The organism is Pseudonocardia alaniniphila (genome assembly GCF_022524485.1).
Taxonomy (GTDB): domain Bacteria; phylum Actinomycetota; class Actinomycetes; order Mycobacteriales; family Pseudonocardiaceae; genus Pseudonocardia; species Pseudonocardia alaniniphila.
In genome coordinates this window covers 196070-219712 of record NZ_JAKXMK010000009.1, presented here as the reverse complement: position 1 = coordinate 219712, position 23643 = coordinate 196070, and the positions used below count along the sequence as shown (strand labels likewise).

General features: G+C 71.6%; 20 protein-coding genes and 1 pseudogene. 8 read left to right on the top strand and 13 right to left on the bottom strand.

Annotated features, from left to right (window positions below):
• A complete protein-coding gene (locus MMF94_RS12210; RefSeq protein ID WP_241036478.1) occupies window positions 1-423 on the bottom strand; it encodes a nuclear transport factor 2 family protein in 423 nt (140 codons plus the stop codon).
• Between the two features lie 100 nt (window positions 424-523).
• Here MMF94_RS12210 and MMF94_RS12205 point away from each other — a divergent pair, with 100 nt between their 5' ends.
• Complete coding sequence (locus MMF94_RS12205) at window positions 524-1243, top strand: ArsR/SmtB family transcription factor (protein ID WP_241036477.1); 720 nt, start codon at window positions 524-526, stop codon at window positions 1241-1243.
• Window positions 1244-1247: 4 nt separating this feature from the next.
• Here MMF94_RS12205 and MMF94_RS12200 read toward each other — a convergent pair whose 3' ends face one another.
• Entirely contained in the window at window positions 1248-1955 is a 708-nt protein-coding gene (locus tag MMF94_RS12200) for a FadR/GntR family transcriptional regulator (RefSeq protein ID WP_241036476.1), read from the bottom strand.
• A 24-nt stretch (window positions 1956-1979) separates the two neighbouring features.
• Window positions 1980-3797, bottom strand: a complete 1818-nt coding sequence (gene leuA, locus MMF94_RS12195; RefSeq protein WP_241036475.1) for a 2-isopropylmalate synthase — start codon at window positions 3795-3797, stop codon at window positions 1980-1982.
• 942 nt (window positions 3798-4739) lie between these two features.
• Between leuA and MMF94_RS12190 the strand changes: the two genes are divergently transcribed.
• The 5 genes from MMF94_RS12190 (at window position 4740) to MMF94_RS12170 (ending at window position 9077) form a co-directional block, all read left to right on the top strand.
• Window positions 4740-5075 (top strand): histone-like nucleoid-structuring protein Lsr2, encoded by a 336-nt coding sequence (locus MMF94_RS12190; protein ID WP_241036474.1) that lies wholly within the window; start codon window positions 4740-4742, stop codon window positions 5073-5075.
• 1041 nt (window positions 5076-6116) lie between these two features.
• Complete coding sequence (locus tag MMF94_RS12185) at window positions 6117-6515, top strand: hypothetical protein (protein WP_241036473.1); 399 nt, start codon at window positions 6117-6119, stop codon at window positions 6513-6515.
• A gap of 28 nt (window positions 6516-6543) precedes the next feature.
• Window positions 6544-6741 (top strand): bL9 family ribosomal protein, encoded by a 198-nt coding sequence (locus tag MMF94_RS12180; protein ID WP_241036472.1) that lies wholly within the window; start codon window positions 6544-6546, stop codon window positions 6739-6741.
• A 57-nt stretch (window positions 6742-6798) separates the two neighbouring features.
• Window positions 6799-8097, top strand: coding sequence for a hypothetical protein (locus MMF94_RS12175; protein ID WP_241036471.1), 1299 nt, complete (start codon window positions 6799-6801; stop codon window positions 8095-8097).
• Complete coding sequence (locus tag MMF94_RS12170) at window positions 8094-9077, top strand: glutamate ABC transporter substrate-binding protein (RefSeq protein WP_241036470.1); 984 nt, start codon at window positions 8094-8096, stop codon at window positions 9075-9077. The genes MMF94_RS12175 and MMF94_RS12170 overlap by 4 nt, the downstream gene beginning before the upstream one ends.
• A 14-nt stretch (window positions 9078-9091) precedes the next feature.
• Here MMF94_RS12170 and MMF94_RS12165 read toward each other — a convergent pair whose 3' ends face one another.
• The 10 genes and pseudogenes from MMF94_RS12165 to MMF94_RS12120 all read right to left on the bottom strand — a co-directional run bounded on the left by MMF94_RS12165 (window position 9092) and on the right by MMF94_RS12120 (window position 20731).
• A complete protein-coding gene (locus MMF94_RS12165) occupies window positions 9092-9658 on the bottom strand; it encodes an FHA domain-containing protein (protein ID WP_241036469.1) in 567 nt (188 codons plus the stop codon).
• Window positions 9659-9723: 65 nt separating this feature from the next.
• Window positions 9724-10998, bottom strand: a complete 1275-nt coding sequence (locus tag MMF94_RS12160) for a vWA domain-containing protein (RefSeq protein ID WP_241036468.1) — start codon at window positions 10996-10998, stop codon at window positions 9724-9726.
• On the bottom strand, window positions 10995-12071 hold the full coding sequence (locus MMF94_RS12155; RefSeq protein ID WP_241036467.1) for a PP2C family protein-serine/threonine phosphatase: 1077 nt from the start codon (window positions 12069-12071) through the stop codon (window positions 10995-10997). Before MMF94_RS12155 ends, MMF94_RS12160 begins: the two co-directional genes overlap by 4 nt.
• On the bottom strand, window positions 12062-14434 hold the full coding sequence (locus tag MMF94_RS12150) for a serine/threonine-protein kinase (RefSeq protein ID WP_241036466.1): 2373 nt from the start codon (window positions 14432-14434) through the stop codon (window positions 12062-12064). Before MMF94_RS12150 ends, MMF94_RS12155 begins: the two co-directional genes overlap by 10 nt.
• Before the next feature lie 70 nt (window positions 14435-14504).
• On the bottom strand, window positions 14505-15668 hold the full coding sequence (locus tag MMF94_RS12145; RefSeq protein ID WP_241036465.1) for a hypothetical protein: 1164 nt from the start codon (window positions 15666-15668) through the stop codon (window positions 14505-14507).
• Window positions 15669-16001: 333 nt separating this feature from the next.
• Complete coding sequence (locus tag MMF94_RS12140) at window positions 16002-17360, bottom strand: hypothetical protein (protein ID WP_241036464.1); 1359 nt, start codon at window positions 17358-17360, stop codon at window positions 16002-16004.
• 161 nt (window positions 17361-17521) lie between these two features.
• Window positions 17522-18658 carry a helix-turn-helix transcriptional regulator gene (locus MMF94_RS12135; RefSeq protein WP_241036463.1) on the bottom strand — a complete coding sequence of 379 codons (1137 nt, stop codon included), beginning with the start codon at window positions 18656-18658 and terminating at the stop codon, window positions 17522-17524.
• Window positions 18659-19251: 593 nt separating this feature from the next.
• A pseudogene (locus MMF94_RS12130) lies at window positions 19252-19668 on the bottom strand (AAA family ATPase); the annotation flags it as partial.
• Window positions 19669-19708: 40 nt separating this feature from the next.
• Entirely contained in the window at window positions 19709-20158 is a 450-nt protein-coding gene (locus MMF94_RS12125; protein WP_241036462.1) for an acyl-CoA thioesterase, read from the bottom strand.
• A 162-nt stretch (window positions 20159-20320) separates the two neighbouring features.
• Window positions 20321-20731, bottom strand: coding sequence for a PPOX class F420-dependent oxidoreductase (locus MMF94_RS12120; protein ID WP_241036461.1), 411 nt, complete (start codon window positions 20729-20731; stop codon window positions 20321-20323).
• Between the two features lie 146 nt (window positions 20732-20877).
• On the opposite strand from MMF94_RS12120, the gene MMF94_RS12115 reads away from it, so the two are divergent.
• Window positions 20878-23367, top strand: coding sequence for an AAA family ATPase (locus MMF94_RS12115; RefSeq protein ID WP_241036460.1), 2490 nt, complete (start codon window positions 20878-20880; stop codon window positions 23365-23367).
• The gene (locus MMF94_RS12110; protein ID WP_241036459.1) at window positions 23330-23584 is read left to right on the top strand and encodes a helix-turn-helix domain-containing protein; all 255 of its coding nucleotides are present in this window, start codon (window positions 23330-23332) and stop codon (window positions 23582-23584) included. Before MMF94_RS12115 ends, MMF94_RS12110 begins: the two co-directional genes overlap by 38 nt.
• The last annotated feature ends 59 nt before the right edge of the window (window positions 23585-23643 follow it).

Below are 23643 nucleotides of genomic sequence, written 5' to 3'. Positions count from 1 at the left end.
TCATCTGGGATGGTCTCCGTTGGTGAGCGTGCCGACACTGAGCCAGCCCCAGTAGACGCGGTGGTGGGCGATGAGACCGCCGCGGATCTCCATCATCTCGACGATGTCCATCTGGTCACCGTCCGGGGACTCCCGCGGGTACTCCCAGGTGAGCCGGGAGCCGTCGGTCAGGAAACCGCTACGGAACCGGCGGCGCTTCGCGGGCTGGTGGGAGAACACCTTCTCCACGAATCGCCGCAGGTTCTCCCGGCCGCGCACGATGCCCTCGTCGGTACCCAGCAGGTAACAGACGAGCGGACTCTCCAAGGTCGCATCGGGCTGGTAGAGCGCCATCGCGGCGTCCAGATCCTTTGCTCCCAGCGCCTCGTCCCAGGCGGTGAAGATGTGCTCGATCCGCCCCTCGACCGTCGCCGGCTCGGCCATGGTCGCCACCCTCTTCCTGTCGTTGATCGGCTGACGGGCCCGACGCTAGGCGCGCAACGCTTCGCTCCGGACCCAATCGTGGATGTGGCACTGTGATGGCATGACGAGCGAACGGGCGGTGGGGCCCGTTCTCGATCGGGATCTGGCGCCGGTGGCGTCGCTGATCGGCGACCCGACGCGGATCGTGATGCTCGCCGCGCTGGCCGAGGGGCGCTCGCTACCTGCCGGCGATCTCGCCCGTCGGGCCGGCGTGCATCCGGCCACCGCGACCGCGCATCTGCGACGGCTGGTCGAGGGTGGCCTGGTCGTGGTGCGCTCGCAGGGCCGGCACCGCTATCACGAGCTGGCGGGACCACACGTGGCCGCGGCCGTGGAAGCAGTTGCGCAGCTCGCGCCGGCCACGCCGGTTCGCTCGCTGCGCAGCGATCGAGCCGCCCGGACGCTCGCCGAGGCGCGCACCTGCTACGACCACCTCGCCGGGCGACGCGGGGTCGAGCTGCGCGACCGCTTGCTCGCCGTCGACGCCCTCCGGATGCTCGACGAGCGTGACCACGAGCTGACCTCGGCCGGACGTCGTCTCATGGCGGATATGGGGGTCGAGCTGCCGGACCCGGACAGGACGCGGCGGGTCTTCGCCCGGACCTGCCTGGACTGGACCCAACGGCGCCCGCACCTGGCAGGCGCGCTTCCCTCCGCGTTCACTCGCAGGATGCTCGACCTGGGATGGGTCAGCCGGGCGACCGGACGGAGCCTGCGCGTCGCTCCGGACTACGACCGCCGCCTCGACGCGTGGTTGTCGAGTTCGGACGGATCGCGCTGACCGACTACGTCTCGCCGCGTAGTCGTACCAGAGTGGCGTGCACGTTCCTCCGGGTCGCCACGACGGCTGCGTCGGTGTCGCCGTCGGCGATCGCGTCGACGAGGGCATGGTGGGCGGCTTCCACAGCGGCGTCCTCGTCGGGGGTTCGCAGGGTGCTGTCCGCGACGATGTCCTCCGCGGCATTGCGCAACGCTCCGAGGAACGACCCGAACACCTCGACGAGCACGTTGTTGTGGGCTGCGGCCACTACCGCGGTGTGAAACTTCAGGTCGGCTTCGACGAGCGCGGCCGCGGACGTCGCGGCGCCCCGCTCCGCGAGCGCGTGGCGCATCCGATCGACGTCCTCGGGGGTGCGGCGCTGTGCCGCAAGCTCGGCCGCCTCGACTTCGAGTGCGGCCCGCACCTCGTAGACCTCGGCGATCGCAGCGCGCCGCAGCCGCTGTTCCAGCGCGGGGAGCGGGGTTGCCGAGACCACGATCGTGCCCAGCCCGTGTCTGGTCTCGAGCTGGCCCGTCGTGATCAGAGCGCGCATCGCCTCGCGCGCCGTCGGCCGGCTCACGCCGAGCTGCCTGCTCAACATCACCTCGCCCGGCACTCTGCTACCCACCGGCCATTCGCCGGAGGCGATGAGACGGCTCAGCTCGCTGGTCGCCTGCTCGACGAGAGACCGGCGCCGCACCGGCTGAACCGCCACCATCGCCTCCGTCACCATTCGTAGCTCGCCCCCGGCGTGAACCTATCGTTCGCCATCGAGCTTTTCGGGCGCGGCGCGGTTCACGGCGGCGATCACGGCGTGCACCGACGCGGTGAGCACCGACGCGTCCAGCCCGACGCCCCAGGCGTCGACCCCGTTCACGCGGCACAACGCGTACGCGGCCGCGACGCTCTCCCGCCCGGGTGACGTGGTCTGCTCCTGGAAGTCGAGGACGTCGACGTCGATGCCCACCGCCGCAAGGCCCTCGGCCAAGCCCGCGAGCGGGCCCGCGGCGGTCCCCTCGACAGCGCGCACCGGACCTCCGGTGCTCACTTGGGCGGCGAAGAGGTGCTGGCCTGTCCGCAGCTGCCATGTTCCCCAGTCGTGGAGGTCGACGGCACCCGGCCTGGACGTCGTGCCGGGCTCCACGTACTCCTGCTGGAACACGCTCCACAGCTCCTCCGGGCTGATCTCCGCGCCGGTGCGGTCCGTGAGGCGTTGCACGACCGCGGCGAAGTCGATCTGGAGGCGGCGGGGCAGCACGAGGCCGGCGTGGGACTGCAGCAGGTAGGCGATGCCGCCCTTCCCGGACTGGCTGTTGACCCTGATCACCGCCTCGTACGTGCGTCCCAGCTCCGCCGGGTCGATGGGCAGGTAGGGCACGTCCCACGCAAGCTCGTCCTCGGAGATCCCACGTTCGGCGGCGAGCGCCGCATGCCGGGCGAACCCCTTCTTGATCGCATCCTGGTGTGTGCCCGAGAACGCGGTGTGCACGAGATCGCCACCGTAGGGATGGCGTTCATGGACGGAGATCCGGTTGCAATGTTCGACGACTCTTCTGATCTCGTCGATGTCGGAGAAGTCGATCTGCGGATCGACGCCCTGGGTGTGCAGGTTCAGTGCCAGCGTCACCAGGTCCACGTTCCCGGTGCGCTCACCGTTGCCGAACAAGCAGCCCTCGACGCGCTGGGCACCCGCCATCAGAGCCAGCTCTGCACACGCCACCCCGGTGCCTCTGTCGTTGTGCGGGTGCACCGAGAGGATCACCGCCTCCCGCCGGTCCAGGTTGCGGTGCATGAACTCGATCTGGTCGGCGTAGACGTTCGGCGTGGAGATCTCCACCGTCGCCGGCAGGTTGTGGATCACGGGGCGATCCCGATCCGCGTCCCACACCTGCGTCACCATGTTGCACACCTCGAGCGCGAAATCCGGCTCCGTCAGGTTGAAGACCTCCGGGGAGAACTCGAAACGCACCTCCGCGTCCCAGCCGTCCACGGCGCGTGCGATCCGCTCGGCCGCGTCGCGGATGCGCCGCGCCAGCCCTACCCGGTCCTCGCCGATCACCGTGTTGCGCCACAGCGGCGCCGTGGCGGTGTAGAGGTGCACGACCACCCGGCGCAGGCCGGATATCGACTCGATCGTGCGGTCGATCAGCTCCGCCCGAGCGGGGGTGAACACGACGGCCGTGACGTCCTCGGGGACGAGTCGTTCGTCCGCGATCTCGCGGACGAAGTCGAACTCCACCTGGCTCGCTGACGGGTAACCGACCTCGATCTCGGTGAAGCCCATCCCGACCAGCAGTTCGAAGAACTGCCGCTTGCGCCCCAGATCCATGGGCTCGACGAGGGCCTGGTTGCCGTCGCGAAGGTCGACGGGGACCCACAGCGGCGCCTCCGTGATGCGCCGCTCGGGCCATGTCCTGTCGGTGAGGGGAACGTCGACCCTGTGGTGGGCGGGCCGGTAGCGGTGCGACGGCATCGCACTGCCCCGCTGCCGGTTCCACCAGGGCGCGGTGGCCGGTCGCGGGCCACGCGGCGTGCGCGATGACGTGCTCGGGCGAAGTGACGGTGAAGCTGCCATGGGCTCAACATAAGAGACCTCTGGTTGTCAGACAACCAGATATCCGAGGTAGCCATCCCTGGCGCCTCGAGTACCGGCCGATCAGCCCAGCGGCCGACCGACGGCGTCCTGGGCGGCGTTCCACGCCGCGATCTGTTGAGATCGCGCGACACATCATGCGACCGGACCCCGCGCCGTGGAATTCGCGCGGGCGAGCAGCTCATCGGCCAGGGGTACGTGGGCATGGGCACCAGGGCCACTCGCGGTTTCGTAGTCCGGGGGGAGCCGGAGTGCGAGGTCCCCGGGGCCGGCGGCCGGCGCGGCTTCGGACGATGATCATCGCTTGGGGGTCGCGCACGGCAGCATGCGCCGCTGCCCGGACCAAAGTGTCGATCATGGCCTTCTACGCGGCCAACCCGCGGCCATTGAGGTCGTCGCCGGTTCGCCGACCGCAGCCCGGCCCCTGAGCCGGCGCTCGACCAAACCGGTGATCATGGGCAGGCGCCGCCTGTCCGAGGGCCCACCGGGTCCGCGGCTCCGTGATCATTGTTCGGGCACCGAGGGCCGCGCGGCGCGCTGCTGCCGGACCCAAATCGTTGATCATGGGCGCACGAGCACCCCCCGGGGCGACCAACCGTGCGGCCTCCGGGACGGTTGCCGGCTCGGCCCCCGCGAACCCCGCCCTGCGCCGCTGCCGGGCCCGGAGCGGTGTTGTCGGCGATCCCGCCCGGCCCCCCCGGGGGTACCCAAAGCGATTCGCGGATGCTCCGGCGGCTGGAGTTATCCCCACATTCGGCTCGGCACCGGGAATCCTGCGGTTGCGTGCCCGGCACCGCCAATGATGGAGCTTCCGGTGGCCCGCGACTCCCCGACGGATCGACTTGCCATACTGCACCGAAACAATTATCTTGATCGCGTCCCCCGATACGGTTCATCCGTAGCAACCCGTGAAAGGCAAGCCACGTGGCGAAGCAGACGACAGTCACCCTGGTCGACGACTTGGACGGCAACGAGGCCGACGAGCAGGTCGAGTTTGCGGTGGACGGCAAGGTCTACGAGATCGACCTCTCGGCGGCCAATAGCGCCAAGCTGCGGGAGGCCCTCGCTCCCTTCGTTTCCGCTGCTCGCCGCACGGGCGTCCGCCGCCGTTCGGCCGGCGCCACCGCAACAGTCCGCCCGAGCGTCGACCGCGAGCAGAACCAGGCCATTCGCGAATGGGCGCAGCAGCGCGGAATGAAGATCTCCGAGCGCGGCCGCATCCCGTCCAACGTGCTCGAGGCCTACCACCAGAAGAACTGACAGGGGCCGGCCCCCACCGTTCCACGGCACTGGGGGCCGGAGGCGCTGCGTACGCCAGGATTCCGCTGAGCATGCGCCTCGGCCCCCAGGTAACGGGCTCAACAGCGCTCCCCCGCAGGTGATCACGGGCCCTCGAGATCCCGCCTGCCGCCGCCCCGATCACTCGGCGCCCGTCGCGCGGCATCACGTTCACCACGGTCGCGGACGTCTTCTCGTATACCGATATTCCGGTTTCCACTCCGAGATCGCGTCCGCGAGCGTGCGCTCGTCATCGCCGGCTGACCACATGTACTGCGGCGCATTCGTCAGTAGCGATGCACCACACGAATCAACGGCCCCACGTCGTGGTTGCACTCCTGGCCTTGCCCACTCGGGCCGGTTGTGCGCACGAACGGCGGCTTCTCTCCCGCCGATAGACATCAGAGGGTAGGTCCGCGAGTTCCCGAAGCGCTGGGTCTCTGACCGGAACGGCAACGAGTCGATCTACGGTCACTCCAGGTTCAACTCGTCTGGATAGTATCGTCACCCGCCACTCCTGGCACACTCTCTACGTTCGGTGGCTCGCGCACCCCCCGCGGTGTCCTCCGAATCGCCCTAGGCGATGGGAATGCCTTCGCGCGCTCGTCCAACGAGTTGACCGGCTGCCACCGGTCCGACAACGGCGGCTACAACCGCTCGAGTCGCCGCATGCCGTTCGCGATCTTCTTCCCCGAACCCGGCAAAACTCTCCCCGGCGCACCCACTTCGACGGCCCGGTCACTCCGGTGGCAGTGACCCGCTCGGCCGCGTTCGGCGGCGGTCTCCGAGCCGTTCAACGGTTACGAAATCGAAGAACCGAGACACATGCGTGTTCCGCGTCTCGACCAGCGGTCGTAACAGCGCTGCCGCTGCACGGTCGCCCGGCCTCCGCACCGTGGCCGCATCAGCCGGCCTCAGGCCATCCGGGGTTTGAGTTCTCCTCACGCCCGCGACACGCTGGTCGCCGGTCGGGATGCGGGCGGAGCGAGGTGAACCATGGCGGGCAGGGCGAGGAGCACGACGGTGCGCACGGGCGACGCCGGGAAGCCGCCGAAGTCGGCCGTGCACGCCGAGACGGCGACCACTGAACGGGCCGCCGGGGCCGAAGGTCGCTTCGCGGGACGGCGCTCGGCGACGGTCAACCTTCCCTTCGTGACGGCCCAGTTCCTCGTGCCGGACCTGCAACTGCCGAGCCGGGCGGAGCTCGGCTGGGTCGTGCACACGGCACGGTCGATGCTGCCGCCCGGCAGGTCACTGTTGTTCTTCGGCGGACTCGCGGCAACCGCGATCGTCGGGATCATCGAGTGGCCGGTGGCCGCAGCCATCGGTGTCGGTAGCGCGTTGGGCGGTCAGGGCGCGACGACCCCGCAACGGCGCACCGGGACCGCCGGCACGAACGGCCCCGGGGGCACCGGTGGCTGATCCCGCGGAGACGGTAGCGCGACCCCTGGTGGCGACGCGGCTGCTGCAGAACCCGCTGGGTCAGCGGGCGGAACCCGGTGCCCGGGGCGACATCGTCCGGGTCACCGACGGGCGGGCCACGATCTATCTGCTCCCCCAGGAGTACGACGCAGCCGATGATCGCTCGCTCCGGTGGCTGCCGGCGAAGCAACATCCGCCGGAACGAGGTTGCCGGCGCGACTTGTGATCACTTCTCCGGGAGACCTCGGCGCTGTGTCTCGATACAGTGCGCCCGGGGGGATCAATGAGCGTGCTCACGAAGAACGCGCCGGTGTCCGTTGCGCAAGTGCGCGAGTTCGTCGCGGGCGGGGCCACGCCGCAGCGGCTACGCCGGGTCGGGGCCGTCCTGCTGGTCGGTGCACTGCTGGCCGGGGTCGTCGGGCTGGCGAACGGCCTGTCACGCGCTGACGCGGTCGGGAGCGAGGGTGTCCGCCTGGCCACGCTCTCCGCCGACGCCGCCGAGATCTACCGCGCCCTGGCGGACGCCGACGCCATGGCCACCAGCGGCTACGTCTCAGGCGGCACCGAGCCAGAAGCCGTCCGCGACCGCTTCGACAGCGACATCACCGCAGCATCCGAGCGCCTCGTGCGGGCAGCAGCCGGCCTCGCCGACGACGATCCGGCCGCCGACGACGTTGTGACGATCACGTCGAACCTGCCCGTCTACACCGCGTACGTCGAGTCCGCGCGCACCTACAACCGCCTCGGTCTGCCCCTCGGCCAGTCCTACCTCGGTGCTGCATCGAACCTGATGCGGGAGACGATCCTGCCGGCCGCCGCCACGCTGCGCACGGCGGAGTACACGGCCCTCGACGCCACACTCGCCCGCGGCGGCACCCTCCCGTTCGCCGTGGTCGTGCTCGGGATCGCTGCGCTCGTCGGCCTCGTGCACGCCTCGATCCGGGAGCGCCGCCGCACCAACCGCGTGATCAACCCCGGCCTGGTCGGCGCCGTGGCCGCGCTCGTCGTCCTCGTCATGTGGTGGGTGGTCGCGACGGCCGTCGCGGGCGGGGCGCTGCGCGGGGCCGATCGGCACGGCGACGCGGCGCGTGCCCTGGACGACGCCCACGCCGCCGCGCTGCAGGCCCGGAGCAACGAGAGCCTCGTACTCGTCGCGCGCGGCGGGGCAGGGGCCTCCGACCAGGGCTTCACCGTGCAGATCGACCGCATTCTCGCGCCCGGCGCGCTTCTCGACACGGCCGCCGCGGCCGATCCCGACGCCGACCTGTCGACGGTCCGAGCCGCGGCCGAGCGGTGGCGCGACGCACACGTGGCCCTCCGCGCGCTCGACGACGGCGGCCGCTTCCCGGAGGCGGTCGACTCTGCGACCGGCACCGACCCGCAGGGCTCCGGGGTCACGTTCGAGGCGCTCGACGCGGCTCTCGGCTCGGCGACGGCCGCGCAGCGGGCCGCGTTCACCGACGACGCCGCAGCCGCGCGGGCCGCTGCCGGCGCGCTGCCGGTGGTATCGGTCGTGCTGGGGGTGCTGGCGGCCGTGGGGATCGTCCTCGGGATCGGGCGCAGGCTGGGGGAATACCGGTGACCGGACACGAGACGCGCTCACGCCCGTCGAGCAGGCTGCCGCTGATCGCCCTCGCGGTCGCCGGAGTGCTGGCGCTCGGCAGCCTGCTGCTGCCCGACGGCGGTACCTCCGCCACCGTGCCTGCGGCGACGACCCAGGCACCCGTGGCAGCGCCGGCCGCTCCGGTCTGCAGCGAGGTGCGGGAGAGCCTGCGCCCCACCGGTCCGCTACCCGCGCCCGGCGCGATGCCCCCGGGCTCGACCATGGCGGCGATCGCAGCGCGGGGCCGGCTGATCGTGGGTGTCGACCAGGGCAAGTACCTCGCGGGCTACCGCAACCCGATCACCGGGCAGATCGAAGGCTCCGACATCGACATCGTCGACCGGATCGCCACCGCGATCCTCGGCCGTCCCAACGCGGTGCAGTTCGTCGTCCTCGACATCGCCGACCGGGCGAACGCCGTCCGGGACGGGCGCGTCGACATGGTCGTCAACAGCTTCACGGTCACGTGCGCCCGGCAGCAGTACGTCGAGTTCTCCAGCGCGTACATGACCGTCTCGCAGCGGATGCTGGTGCCGGTCGACAGCGGGGTGCGTGAAGTGGAGGACCTCGCGGGGAAGCGGGTGTGCACATCGGAGGGCTCCACCACCGAGGACGTTCTCCGTGACCTGCCGCTCGGCCTGCAGGTATCCACCCGTGCCGGGATCCCCGACTGCGTGCTCGACATGCAGCACGGCAGGGTCGAGGCCGTCTCCAGCGACGACGTCATCCTGGCCGGGCTGGCGGCGCAGGACCCGCAGACCGAGATCGTCGGCCGCGCCCTCGACAACTCCCGCTACGCCGTGGGGATGCAGCCGGGCCAGCCCGACCTCGTCCGGTTCGTGAACGGCGTGCTGGAGCAGGCCCGCGCCGACGGCAGCCTCGCCGCAAGCAATCAGCGGTGGTTCACAGGCCACCTCGACACCATCCCGCCGGTCGCACCCGCCGTCTACCGCGACTGACCAGACTTCGCAGATCAGGGGGCGTGGACGCTGAGCGTCGTCCACGCGCCGATCTTGATCACGGTGCCGTCCGGCAGCGGCACGGGCGTGTTGGGCGGGATGATGTCCGAGCCGTCGCCGACCGTCGTCCCGTTGGTGGACTGCAGGTCGACGATCGTCCAGCCGCCGTCGGCACCGGGCAGCAGCAGCGCGTGCAGCGTGGAGACGCCGGGGTCGAGCGGCGGGCCGGACAGGTCGATCTCCGGGTCGATGCCGCGGGAGCGGCTGCGACGCCCGATCGCCATCTGCGGGCCGCTGAGCGTGAACCGGCGCTCCGGGGCGTACGGCGGGAACTCGAGCGTGGCGGCATCCGGCCCGTCGCGGCGGCGCACCTCCTCGAACCACGCCCGGTCCGCGCGGACGACTGCCGTCCAACCGGCAGCCGGTGCGGGCTGCGCAGCAGGAGCGGTGTCCGGGACCGGCAGGTCGGCGTCGTGCCCGCACGCCTCGCAGAACCGCCCGCCCCGCGGCTCCCCGCACCGCGCGCAGTGCGCAGGCGGCTCGGGTGCCGGCGCGGGCGGCGACGTCGTGGGCGCCGTCATGCGAGCCCCGCACGTGTCGCAGTAGTCCGTGGTCGACGACTCGTGCCCGGCCGGGCAGGCGGCCATCAGCCCTCACCCCCACGCACCCGCACGGTCTTCACCGACCGGGTGTCGAGCGTCATCTCGTCGGCGGCGGACACGTCCTTCCGCAGCCGGACGGTGCCCGAAGGCGCATCGACGACCTCGACGACCTTCTCCAGCAGCCTTGCCGTGCCGTCGTTGCCGGACGCATCGGCCAGCGCGACGGCCCGGCCCAGGCGCGCGGTGGCAGTCGGTTCGTCGCCCGCCTTGCGCGCGGCGAGGCCTTCCTGGATCGCCTGGGCGAGCTCGGCCTGCCCGGTGTAGTGGGCCACCCCGGGGCTGATCCTCGTCGAGAGCGCGACGTCCTCGGTCCAGACCGCACGCATCCTGCCCTGGTCGCCCAGCGCCTCGTCCGAGCCCGACCGGACCAGGGTGACCCGGCCCGCGAGCATCTCGTCACCGACCGCGCCGGGCGCCACCTCGACGCACACGTGGTACTCGCGGCTCTCCGCGCCCCACGAGCCGAGCGGGTAGTCGCCGCGCAGCGGGCCCGCCTCGGCGCGGCGGTCCGTGAGCTCCTCGACCGCGGGCGAGACCTGCTTGACGAACCGGATCGTCGCGCCGCGCGGGGTCCACAGCCGCAGGGCGACGTCGGCAACACCCTTGCCCATCGCCGCACCCATCAGCGACCGGAAGTCGGAGGCGAGGTCGGCGGGGTCGGCGACGATGTCGACGGTGCCGAGCAGCGCCGAGGCGATCGCGCGCAGTTCGTCGACCTGCCAGTCGGTGCCGACGCCGCGGCAGTCGCACGCGATCACCCCGGTCACCGACCTCAACTGCTCGGCGAACCAGTCGGGGGCCTCGCCGTTCTTCCCGTCGGTCAGCAGGATCGCGTGCTTGATCGAGCCGGGATGGCGCGCGGCGATCTCGCCCGCCGCCGCGAGCCAGGAACCGATACCGGTGCCACCACCCGCCTGCAGGAACCGCACGACGGTCGTCGCCTCGGCGCGGGTGGCCGCGCTCGCGACGGCCGTGCCGCTGGGGGGATACACCTGGCTGGCGACGTGCGTCCCGGCGATCACGGCGAACGCGACCCCGTCGCGCAGTTCGGCGATCGCCGCCGCTGCGGCATGCCGCGCAGCACGGATGCGGTCGCCCTGCATCGACCCCGAGCAGTCGATCACGATCACCTCGAGGACGTCCGACGGCGGTGCGGGCGCGGTGAGGTCGCCGGAGGCCGTCACGGTGACGATCGCGTCGACGCGGGTCTCACCCGCGGCGAGGTACGGGTTCTGGTCGACGTCGACGGCGAAGGTCATGCCGGGCTCCTCTCGGGTAGGGGGATCGCGACGACCGTGATGTTGTCCCGGCCGCCCGAGTCCAGCGCATACCGGGTGAGCAGGGCGGCGATCCCGTGCGGGGTGTCCGCGGCGGCCGCGACGCGGGCGAGGTCGCCGGGGTCGGGCAGGTAGTTCCACAGGCCGTCGGTGCACAGGAGCAGAAGCCCACCCTCGGCGTCCACGGTGGTGACATCGGGGTGCGGCACCCCGTCCGCGCCGAGCCACCGGGTGATCGCGTGGGCGCGCGGATCCGCCATCGCCGCCGCGGGGTCGAGCACGCCGGCAGCCACCTGGTCATGGGCCCATGAGTGATCGGCGGTCAGCAGTCGCGAGTCCGGGCCGTCGAGGTGGTAGATGCGGCTGTCGCCCACCCACGCGACCGTGACCCGGCCGGACGGCCCGACCAGCGCGGCGACGAGGGTGCACGACGGGGCGTCGGGCTCTCGCTCGGCGGCCAGCCCCGCAACGGCCTCGGCCGCGGCGCCGACGGCACGCCGCAGCAGCCGTTCCTCCTCCGCAGCGCCCGGTGCCGACTCCAGCGGCTGGTAGGTACGAGCCGCAGCCGGGCGCACCCGCACCGTCCGCCCGGTCCGCGGTTCCTCCGGTCCGGCGCCCACCGGCACCGGCACAGGTGCCGGCTCGGCGCTCAGCAGCACGGAGAGGGCCGCTTCGGCGGCGGCACGGGAGGCGTCCTGTGGCCGCCGTGTGCTGGAGACGCCGTCGCAGACCACCGCGGCGACCACGCCGGTGTCACGGCGGAGCCCGAACGCCATCGCGTCCTCGTTGCGGGCGTGGACGTAGCCGCGATCGCTCACGCCGGCCAGCCGGCCGAGGTCGGCGGCGACGTGGTCCGTGGCGCCAGGGACCCGCCTGCCGCAGGCGCCGCAGTAGTCGGGCTCCTCCGGTGCGGCGCCGCAAGCGGCGCACCGGCCGGGTGGGCGGGCATCGGCCGTGCCGGCCCGGCGCAGCGTGAGGTCCAGGCCGCATCTCTCGCAGAACCGGTCGTCCACGCCGACGTCGGCCGCGCAGCGCGGGCAGGCGTTCACACCCATGTCCGGGGCCGTTCGGCGTTCGCACGGTCGATGAGCTCCACCCGATGGGCATGGTCCGTGACGAGCCGCGCCGACGCCCGCAGACATCCCTCCAGAGCCAGGCGCAGGTCGTGCTCGCGCCAGGGCACCCCGAGCAGCGGGCCGTCCTCCGTGCTCCGGGTGGCGATCGCGGCGGTGAGCAGGGCGGCGCGGACTCCCTGGTCGGTGGCCCGGTCCAGGGGCAACGACTCGACCCGCGCGGCGACGGCCCGCAGCTCGCTCGCCGGGACCGACGTTCCGTCTGCGACCGTCGCCTCCACCACCGCGAGCTGGGCCGGGACGTGCATGCTCGAGGTCATGGGGACGGCGTCGAGAGCGGTGATCGCCCCAGCCCGGTCCCCCGCCCGGAGGCGGCAGCGCGCCCGGACGAACGCCGCGTCGGCCAGTGCCGGGTCGGTCGCGGCCAGCAGCGTGGCGAGTTGCTCCGCGTGCGCGTCCGCACCGGCCCGCTCGGCCGCGGCAGCGAGCGCGAGCTTCGGGGCCTGCTCGCCCGGCAGCGTCGAGTAGACGGCGTCGAAGGCGGTGACCGCCGCCGGGACGTCGCCGTCCACCAGCGCCGCGATCCCGGTGAACCAGTCGAGCCGCCAGTCGCCCGCCTCGTCGCGGCGCAACGCGTCGATCGCGACCCGTGCTGCCGCGGTGTCGCCGGCGTCGATGTCCGCCCGGATCAGCCGCAGCCGCAGCTCGGGGCTCGGCTCCCCCGGCCCACCGGTCTGCGCGCTCGCCTCGGCGATGCGGGCGATCTCCGCGCGGTCGACCGTCGCGGTGGCGGCGAGCACCCCTGCCGCGGGATCCGCAGGGTCTACCAGCGGGACGGGCACCATGGCCGCGACCGCCGCGGGGTCCGGGCGCCCGACACCGTCCTCACCGATCAGCAGTCCGGGCGCGAAGGTGCCGCGCGGCGGGCCGAACAAGGTGGACGCCGCAGGTCGCGGCCGTCCGTCCTCGGTGGCCAGAACCTCGCGCAGCACCCCGGTGAGCTGCTCGGCCATCTCGTCGCAGGAGTCGAAGCGGCGATAGGGATCCGGATCGGTCGCCCGGCGCAGGAGCCGGTCGAAGGACGGATGCCGCGTGAGCACCGGGTGCGCGTCCAGATCGGGCAGCGGGGTCGGCACTCCGCGGCGCGCGGGCGGCATTCCGAGCGCCAGCACGGCGAGCGTGCGCCCGACCGTGTGCACATCGGACGCCGGCGACGGACCGAACGTCGCGATCTCGGGTGCCTGGTAGCCGATCGTGCCGAAGACAGCGCTGGTCCGGTCGTCGACGCCGATCACGGCACCCAGGTCGATGAGCGTGAGCTGCCGGTCGTACTGGATCACGTTCTCGGGCTTGAAGTCGCAGTAGACGAGGCCGCGGGCGTGCAGGTAACCCAGCGCCGGCAGCACCTCCAACGCATAGGCGACGGCCTGGCCGACGGGCATCGGGTCGAGGCCGCCGTCGGCACGCCTGCGCTTCTCCATCAGCTGCTTGAGCGAGGAGCCGCCGACGTAATCCATGACGATGTACTCGACCGGTGTGCCGTCGTCATCCGGATGCCGGACGAAGTTGTAGATCTTGACGATGGTGGGGTGGTCGACCTCCGCGAGGAAGCGCCGCTCGGCCACGGCGGCGGCCATCGCGTCGGCGTCACCGGCGTCGAGCAGGCCCTTGAGCACCACCGGCCGGTCGTTCACCGCCCGGTCGAGCGCCAGGTAGATCCAGCCGAGGCCGCCGTGCGCGAGGCAGCCGAGCACGTCGTACTGTCCGCCGACGAGGGTGCCCGTGGTGAGCTTCGGGATGAAGGAGAAGCGGGTTCCGTCCTTCGGGCAGAAGCCCTCCACACGCCCCGGTTGCCCGTCGCGGCCGCGCCCGACCGGGCTGCCGCAGCGGCTGCAGAACCGCTCCGACTCCGCGACCTGCGGGTCGGTCATCAGCGCGCTCACCGGGTCGAGGCGCGGCACCGGTGGGACGTCGACCATCCCGGCACCCAGTCGGCTGCGGGTGGCCGCGGTGCCGCTGCGCCCGCTGCCGCGGCGGGTGGGCCTGCTGGCGGGGCTGCCGGATCCGCCGGACGAGCTGCTGGTGGACCAGGTCGGCGCCGCAGCCGCCGTGCTGGGGCCGGCATCGGTGTCGGTCCCGGCCGCCGCCGGTGCCAGTCCGCACGTGTCGCAGTAGCCCTCGTCGATCGTGCCGTCACAGCCCGGACGACCGCACGACCCCGGAGGCGCCACCGCCGCGCTCGCCGAAGCGTCCGCCGATGGCGGCACGGCCGGAGCCACACCGCACGTGTCGCAGTAGCCCTCGTCGATCGTGCCGTCACAACCCGGCCGGGCACAGGCACTCATCGCTCGTCCCCGCTGCGCTCGGCCGGTGCCGTGCACGGGCACCGTTCGGCTGGTCTGCCCGCGAGCTCGATCATGCGGTCCTCCCCTCGGCCTGCAGCAGGCGCTGGTACTCGGCGAGCGCGCGGGTAGCGGCCGCCAGGTCGCACGGCCGCGCCCACAGCACGGCCCGCAACTCCTCCTCGAGCCGGAGGATCTCGGGCTGCTCGGAACGGCCGAGGCGGTGTGCCTTGGCGCGGTAGGCCTCGTAGCGCCCGCGCAGCTCGCCACGGCGCTCGATCAACCCGCTCGCCAGCTCCCGAGCGGCCCGCAGCGTGTCGGCCTCCGTCGCGACGGCGACGAGGAGGCCGTCGAGCGCCGCGGCCCTCGACGGCCAACCATCGATCACGAGCACGGCGGCCTGACGGGCGCGCAGCGCGGGCCTGCGGTCGGGCGGAGCGGGCGGCAGCGTGACGACGACGATCTCGGCGGCTCTGGCGCGGTCGGCGACCATCCGGCCGCGTAACGCGTCGAGCTCACCGAGCGCGGCGTCGAGCCGGGCGGTGCGTTCGGGCCAGCCGTCCCGGACGGCGGCCGCGACGCGAAGCCGCTCGACGACTCCCTCGACGTCGCGGGCGAGCGGGCCGGTGTCGACCGTCGAACCGAGCGGATCCGTGGTCGCGGCCCGCTCGACGACGTCCAGCCTGCGGGTCAGCTCCGCGAGGGCGTGCTGTTCGGCGCCCAGGTCGTCGGCGATACGGCGGGCGTCGCGGAGCTGTTCGGCGGGCGAGGCGATGCGGGCGAGAGCGTCGCGGTACGCGGAGTCGGCCCGGGCGACGAACGCGCTGACGCGATCGAACGTCGCCTCCATCCGGCGGTGGATGGTGTCGAGGTCGACGTGCTCGACACGCTCGGGGACGCCGGTGAGTCCCCGCTCGTGGAGCGGGAGAGCGGTGCGGGACATCTCGATCGACGGATCGTGCAGCAGCCGCCGCAGCGTGGCGAGATCACCGCCGTCAGCGGCGGCTGTGGCGGCGTCGACGACCCTGCGGTGGTCGTCGAAGTCGCGCCACAGCCCGGCGAGTTCGCCTTCGATACCTGCCCAGAGCCGCGCGGTCTCCCCCGTGAGCCTGCCACTGGTGAGGAGGGCATGGCCGGGATGGCGCTCGAGCTCGACGAGCGCGCTCGCCATCCTGCCCTGCACCGCGACCCGCTCGGCCAACTCGGCCCGAAGTGGACGCGTTGCCCCGTTTGTCATGCCGTCCCCCCGAGGCGGCAGGGTAGCGCGTTCAGCCGGTGCGGAGCAGGATCTTCTGGGCCCGGGTGCAGGCCGAAGTAGCGGTCATCGGAGCAAGATCGCCGCCCCGACGGCGTCCGGGCCGACCGCCTGCATCATCGAGTCGACGAGGGCGCCCTGGTTGACGTCGAACGTCCAGCCGTGCAACCGATGAGTCGGGCAATGAGACGTTGATGCGTTCCACGGACGGAAATACCGCAACTGTTCCACGTGGTGACCGCCAGGGAATTCGAAGGCGCGAAGATTGTCCGCGAGAAGCAGTACTTCAGTGAGGCGTTCGAGCCGAACCGGCGGTCATTGGAGCGGGATCGCCGCCCCGATGGCGTCCAGACCGACCGCCTGCACAATCGTGCCGACGAGGCCGTCCTGGCTGGGGTCGAACGTCCAGCCGATGGGCCCGTCGCCGAACTTCCAGTAATTCTTGAACGTGGCTTGGAAATCCGTGTCCGCGACGCCGAAGGTCACGTTCACCTGGTTCGCGGGACCCGGCTGGAGGGAGGCACACACCGCGTTCGCCGTCTTGTTGAGGGTGTCGTCGAAGCTGATACCCGCCGCGGACAGTGCGGTCTTGACCTCGGGTAACGCCAGGCAGCGCAGCAGGACGCCTCGCCCACTGACGTAGTCCTTCGAGAACACGAAGCCCGTCGTCGAGTCGTTCGACATGAGTGCCTTGAACGGCGCTTCGCGCACGATGCCGTCGGTGCCGACGAGCAACTGCTGCACGCCCCCCGCGATCTGACCGATCCAGGTGGTGACCTCGGTGGTGAACGCGGTCTTGTCGAAGGTGGGATCGACGTGGGCCTGGACGTAGGGGGCCAACTCGTCGGCGATCTCGAGCATGCCCGCCAGGGCCGCGAGGATCAGGCCCTGGTCGCCGGACCAGACGCAGCCCGGTTCGTACGGCGGGTTGTCGAGCGAGTTGTAGGTCCCGTCGGGCAGTGGTCGTTCGTTGACCAAGCCGCCCATCACGCCTTTGTTGAACGTGACGAGCTTCAGGTACTGGTACTGGGAGAGGTTCGGCTCCGTGAACCACCGGCTGAACCACTGGTATTGGGCGTAGGCCATCTTGAGGTACCCCTGGGCGGCGGCCGTCTTCTGGGGCGTCACGGTCTTCAGCGTGCTGTAGAGGCGCAGGGACAGCAGGAAGAACCCGGCGTTGGTGACCGTGTTCTTGACGCCCATGGGGTTGCTGCTCGCCGAGGCACTGCTGTTCCGGCAGCCGTGCGGTACCGGCATCACCTCCGTCGCCAGGTCGTAGCCCGTGCCGACCATGCGTAGCCAGCACGTCTGAGCGATGTCGAGGTAGACGGCGGCGTGGCTGTGGCCACCGCTCAAGTCGTACGCGAACAGGAAGTCGTACGCGCTGAGCGAGGCGAGCCCGCACCAGGCGAAGTCGTCGTCCCAGACGCCGACGTCGTCCAGCATCGGCTGGAAGAACTTGTCCTCGGTCTGCGGCTGGGTTCCGGTCCCCAGCCTGGTGGCCATTCCGTCGTACCATTGTTTGGTCTGGGCGGGCCATTTGCTGTACGCGGCGTTGACGAAGTGGATGGCCGCGTCGAGGGTGTTGGCCCGGGTCCAGAAGTCGGTGATCGCCCAGCGGTTGTTGTACAGGTACCCTTGGTAGATCGGATTCACGCAGGAAACCGGGTCCATAGCGCCTCCTTCGGGACAACGATTGCCCGACTAATTGCGGCGGCTGTTGAGCGCCGCCCAGGATGGCCGCCTGCATGTGCCGGCTGCAATACGACATGCAGTTGATCCCGCCACATCCGGTGTCACTTTCCGTGACTGCGGACGTGGACTCCGGCATGGGATCAGCGGCGGAGCTGCTTGCGTGAGGTGATGCCGAGTTTGCCGAAGATCTTGTGCAGGTGATATTCGACCGTGCGCGAGCTGATGAACAACCGGGCTCCGATCTCGGGATTGGTGAGACCCTCCCGAACCAGGCGCGCGACCTGCGCCTCCTGCGCGGTCAACTCACCGCCGGTCTCCACAGGACGTCTGCGGACGGTCTCGCCGGTGGCCCCCAGCTCGCGCTCCGCACGCCGGGCGAACGCTTCCATCCCCATCGCCGTGAACATCTCGTAGGCGGTGCGCAGTTGCTCGCGCGCATCCAACCTCCGGCCCTCGCGACGCAACCACTCCCCATACAGCAGATGGGCCCGGGCGAGCTCCCCCCGAACCCGGGTGCGTCCCAGCCGCTCGAGCGCCTCCCGGTAGGCACGTTCCGCCGCATAACCGTCGCTCGTCAGCGCCCTGCAGCGAGCCTCGATACCCAGCCCCCAGTCCGTTCCGCTCGCGCGGGTCGACTTCGCGAGCTGCTGCAGGGCGCCGTCAGCACGCTCCGGCATCCCGATACGGGTGGCCGCCTCGACGAGCTCCACCAGCGCCCACGCGGTTGACGCGTTCAGCTCCTCCGGGTGCTCGCTGGATCTCTCGGCCGCGGCCATCGCTTCCTCGTAGCGTCCGAAACCGTTGTTGAGCACTGCCGTCGCCAACCCGGTGACGGTCAGCCCGAGTCCCTCGCCCCGAGACACCGCTTCGTCGAGAACGGTCTCGATCAGGTCGGTGGCCTCGTCCTCGCGGCCCCGCCAGGCGGCAAGCATCAGGGCGCCGTAGGGCACGAAGGGGCTCCCGGTCGCCTCCGTGACACCGTGCAGCTCCCCGCCCAGCGCCTCAGCCGCATCCAGCTCACCGGCGAACACGTGTGCGAGCGTGCGAGCGCTGAGGGCGAGCGGAAGCACGGAGAGAGCTCCGGTCTCCCGCGCGAGCTGCAGGAAGCGGGTGACGATCGCCTCCCACGCCTCCTCGTCCCACAGAGCACGGGCGACGCGGCAGGTGAGCCAGAACCAGCGCAGCCCGTCCTCCTCGGAGACGTCCGGGCGACGGAACGCGACCAGCGCGCGCTGCAACGTCGGCATGCCCGCCGCGAACCCGTCCGTGTACCCCACCGCCAGACCGTCGAGGAGGAGATCAACCGCACGTGACGGCGACTGCGCCGGTGGCGCGGAACGTGCCGCGGCTGCGGTCTCCTGCAGGCCGCTGCCATCCGCCAGCGGGCCGGCGAAGATCGCTGCGTCCAGTGCGTCCAGTGCGCGGCCCGCCAGATCAGGACGGGGTCGCCGAGCGGCTCCGCCGCGGCGATCACCAGCAGCTCACGGGAGTCCGCCGGCAGCGGCGCGAGCTGGCGGCGGAAGCTCTCCTCGATCCGCTTCGGCAGTGGCATCGTCGTGGGCAACCCGAACCCGCCGGTCAGCTCGGCGGGTGTCAGCCCGCGCGGAAGCTCCAACAGGGCCAGCGGATTGCCGCGGGCCTCTCCAACGATCCGGTCGAGCACCCGCTCGTCCACCGGACCGGGCAGCGTCGAGCCCAGCAACGCCCGCGCGTCCTCGTCGGGCAGACCGCCCACCACCAGCTCCTGCAGACCCGTGGACTCCTCCTCGTCCGATTCCTGCTCTTCGCCGGGCTCGCGCGACGCGAAGACCATCGCCACGGACTCAGCTCGCAGCCTCCGTGCGGCGAACATCAGGGCCTGCGCGGAGGCACGGTCGAGCCACTGAACATCATCCACCACACAGACGAGCGGCTGCTCCCGCGCCACCTCCGCAAGCAGCCCGAGCACAGCGAGGCCGACCAGCAAGCGGCCCGGTGGGTCGCCGTTGCTCAGCCCGAACGTGGTGGTCAGCGCCTCCCGCTGCGGACCAGGGAGATGGGCCAGCTGATCCAGCATCGGCGCGCAGAGCTGGTGCAGCCCGGCGAACGGCAGCTCCATCTCTGACTGGACACCCGAAGCGCGCGCCACGCGGCAGCCCGAGGCCTGCTCGACAAGGTGGTCCAACAGGGCCGTCTTGCCCACACCGGGCTCACCGCGCACCACCAGCGCCCGGCTCTCGCCCGACCGAACAGCCTTGAGCAAACGGTCGAGCGCCTCACACTCGCTGCGCCGATCCCGCAGGGCCACCGGCGCTCGCCCTCCTCGCGCCAGCGCAGGAGTATCCGGCCTACTCGTGCTGCTCACGTGCTGTGGCGCCGGCCGGTTCCAGCAGATCGGGCCGGGCCGCGAGCGCGCGGAGGATGCGATGAGGATCCGCGACGAGGCGACGGGTGCCGTGATCGAGCATTCCCATGATCTTCACCAGCTCCGTGGCCAGAACCCCGTCGGCACGGATGAAGCGATGCAGGAAGGTGAAGGTTCGTCCGGAGCCGTACGTGGGCCCGCAGGTGACGCTCACAGGCTCTCCGATGCGTAACTCGCGCAGGTAGCGTGCCTGAGCTTCGAGGATGACCGGGCCCACCTTGTTCTCCATGAAGATCTCGGGCACGACCCCCGCGCGACGCAGGAACTCCAGCCTGACGTGGTCGGCCCAGTCGTAATAGGCCGCGTTGTTCACATGCCCGTTGAAGTCCACTTCGTAGTGCCGCGCAGCGAGCTGCACGCTGAAGATGCCCATGCCCCGCCTTCACCAGCTTCAGGTCTGACACGGCGACTGTCGTCCGGCGTCAGTGCGATCGCATCCGTGTGGATCCCGAGCGACATCCCCGGCGGGCACACCGGGGACGGCACGTGTGCGCGAAATGGTCAGCGCAGGGACGCGGCCTTGTCCGCCGTTCGGTCAGCCGGAGCGGTCGGGGCCCGCGCGGGTCAGCGTCACGCGCAGCAACACCCGCCGCTCGCGCTGCATCGCCGTGCGGTATTCGTCCCAGTTCTCGTGCTCGCCCATGATCCGGCGGTAGTAGTCCACGAGGCCGTCCATCGCATCCGGCAGAGACACGATCTCGACACTGCCCTCCACCTGGATCCAGCTCCCGAAGAAGCCATCGGGCAGCACGCACAGCCACAGCCGTGGGTCCCTGCGCACGTTGCGCACCTTGACCGCGGTCTCCCGCGTGCTGACGAGCACGCGGCCGTCGTCGTCCACGCCGACCAGGACCGGTGACATCTGCGGAGTGCCGTCCTCGCGGATCGTGGCGAGCACCGCCCGGTGTTGTTCACGGATGATCTCTCGCGCTTTGTCGAGATCCATCCGACGACCGTAGTACGCCGGGGCGGTGAGCACCGGCCGACGCCTCGACGTGTGAAGCAGTCGTCGCTGGTGGCGCCTGTATCGGCGCGCCCTGATACTCCTTGCGAGGCGCGGCGGCGGATCCGCGCCGGTGGCGGTGTTGCCAGGTGTTGCGGGATCGGCGCAGCGAGTGTGACGAGCTCGACCGCCTGCTCGAGGCTGTTCGGTCGGGCGAGAGCCGGGCGCTGCTGGTGCGCGGTGAGCCCGGTGTGGGCAAGACAGCTCTCCTCGACTACCTGGTCGAACGCTCGTCGCACTGCCGCGTGGAGCGGACCGCGGGCGTCCAGTCGGAGATGGAGCTGCCGTTCGCCGGGTTGCACCAGCTGTGCTCCCCGATGCTGGATCGGCGGGAGAAGCTCCCAGGTCCGCAGCGCGACGCGCTGGCCACCACTTTCGGGCTGAGCAACGGGAGCCCGCCGGAGCGACTGTTGGTCGGCCTCGCCGTGCTCGGGCTGCTTGCCGAGGTGGCACGGGAGAAGCCACTGGTCTGCGTGATCGATGACGTTCAGTGGCTCGACCGTGCCTCCGCGCAGGCCCTGATGTTCGCCGCACGAAGGCTGGGCGCCGAGTCCGTGGCGATGGTCTTCGCGTCTCGCCCGCAGGGCGGCGAGCAGGAGTCCACAGGCCTGCACGAGCTGGTGGTGGGCGGCCTGCCCGACGAGGACGCGCGAGCGCTGCTGGGGTCGGCGCTGCCCGGTCCGGTGGACGAGCGGGTGCTCGCCCGGATCGTCGGCGAGACCGGCGGCAATCCACTCGCGCTCCTGGAGCTACCGCGCGGGTTGACGCCCGCCGAACTGACCGGCGGCTTCGGACCGCCGACGACGACGGCACTCCCGAAGCGGATCGAGGAGAGCTTCCGACGGCAACTGGCCCCATTGCCGGCGGACACGCGGCGCCTGCTCGTGATCGCCGCGGCGGAGCCGCTCGGGGACCCCGTCCTGATCTGGCGGGCCGCGCAGTGGCTGGGGGTCGGCCACGAGGCGAACGGGGCAGCGGCCGGGCTGCTCTCGATCGGCTTTCAGGTGCGGTTTCGCCACCCGCTGCTGCGCTCGGCGATTCACCGGGCCGCCTCCGCGCAGGAGTGGCAGAACGCGCACCGTGCCCTCGCGGAAGCGATCGATCCCGACGTCGATCCCGACCGCCGGGCCTGGCACCGTGCCCAGGCGGCCGCGGAGCCGGACGAGGACGTCGCTGCGGACCTCGAGCGCTCCGCGGGCAGGGCACAAGCCCGCGGCGGGCTTGCCGCAGCCGCCGCGTTCCTCGAACGTGCCGCGCACCTGACCCCCCAGCCGGCCCGCCGAGCCGAGCGGGCGCTGGCCGCGGCGCACGCCACACACCAGGCCGGCGCCCCCGACACGGCCCTGGAGCTGCTGGCCGTTGCCGAAGCGGGACCGCTCGACCCTCTGCCACGCGCCCGCATCGATCTCCTGCGCGCGCAGATCGCGTTCACCGTCAACCGCGGCCGTGACGCGCCACCGCTGCTGCTGCGGGCCGCACGGGAACTCGAACCGCTCGACGTGCAGCTGGCTCGGGAGACCTACCTGGACGCGCTCAACGCAGCGATCTTCGCCGGTCCGCTGGCCGGGAGCTGCGGTGTGTCGGAGACTGCCGATGCCGCACGGGCCGCGCCCGCCGGGGTGCGGCCCCCGCGCGCGCCCGATCTGCTCCTTTCGGGGTGGGCGGTGCGGTTCACGGACGGTTACGCCGCTGGGATGCCGATGATGCAGCGGGCGCTGGCCGCCTTCCGCAGCCCGGACCTCTCGGAGGAGGAGGGGCTGCGCTGGCTCTGGCCCGCCATCCGCACCGCCCGCGACGTGTGGGACGACGAGACCTGGGAGCTGCTCGTCATCCGCTTCCTGCGGCTCGTGCGGGAGACCGGAGCGCTCAGCGCCCTGTCCGTCGCCCTGACCGCCCGCGTCGCCGTGCATGTGGTCGCAGGCGAGCTGGCCACGGCTGCGGCGCTGGTGGAGGAGGTGGAGACGGTCATCGAGGCCACTGGCCCGCTTGCGCCCTACGGCGCCTTGATGCTCGCCGCCTGGCAGGGCCGGGACGCCGAGGTCGCCGAGATGGTCGGCTCCACGCTCGACGATGCGAGGTCCCGCGGCGAGGGGGTCGCCCTGCCCATCACGTGGTGGGCGCTGGCGCTGCTCGACAACAGCCTCGGCCGGTACGAGGACGCGCTGACCGTTGCCCTGAGGGCCGCCGGACCGCCCGGAGGAGCTGGGGGCACCCATCTGGGTGCTGGTCGAGCTCATCGAGGCCGCCGCCCGGAGCGGGGCGCCCGAGCATGCCGCCGCCGCCCTCCAGCGACTCACGCCGACGACCCGCGCCGCCGGCACCGAATGGGCGCTGGGCATCGAGGCCCGCTGCCGCGCGCTGCCGGCCGAGGGCCCGGCCGCCGAGAACGGCTATCGAGAGGCGATCGACCGCCTCGGGCGGACCCGCATCCGCGGCGAGCTCGCCCGCGCCCATCTGGTCTTCGGCGAATGGCTGCGCCGCGAGGGTCGGCGCCTGGATGCGCGCGAGCAACTCCGCACTGCCTACGAGATGTTCACGGCGATGGGGATGGACGCGTTCTCCCGGCGTGCCGAGCGTGAGTTGTCGGCTACCGGCGAGACCGTCCGCAAGCACACCGTGGAGACCGGAAGTCAACTGACCGTGCAGGAGGCGCAGGTCGCACGTCTGGTTCGCGAGGGCCTCACGAACCCCGAGATCGCGACCCGGCTGTTCATCAGCCCGCGCACCGTCGAATACCACCTGCACAAGATCTTCGGCAAGCTCGGCATCACCTCACGCAAGCAGCTCCGGCGCTGATGCCGTAGCGCTGAGCCCCCCGGCCCTCCTCCCCGGTGCCCTCACTAGGGATCCGACCC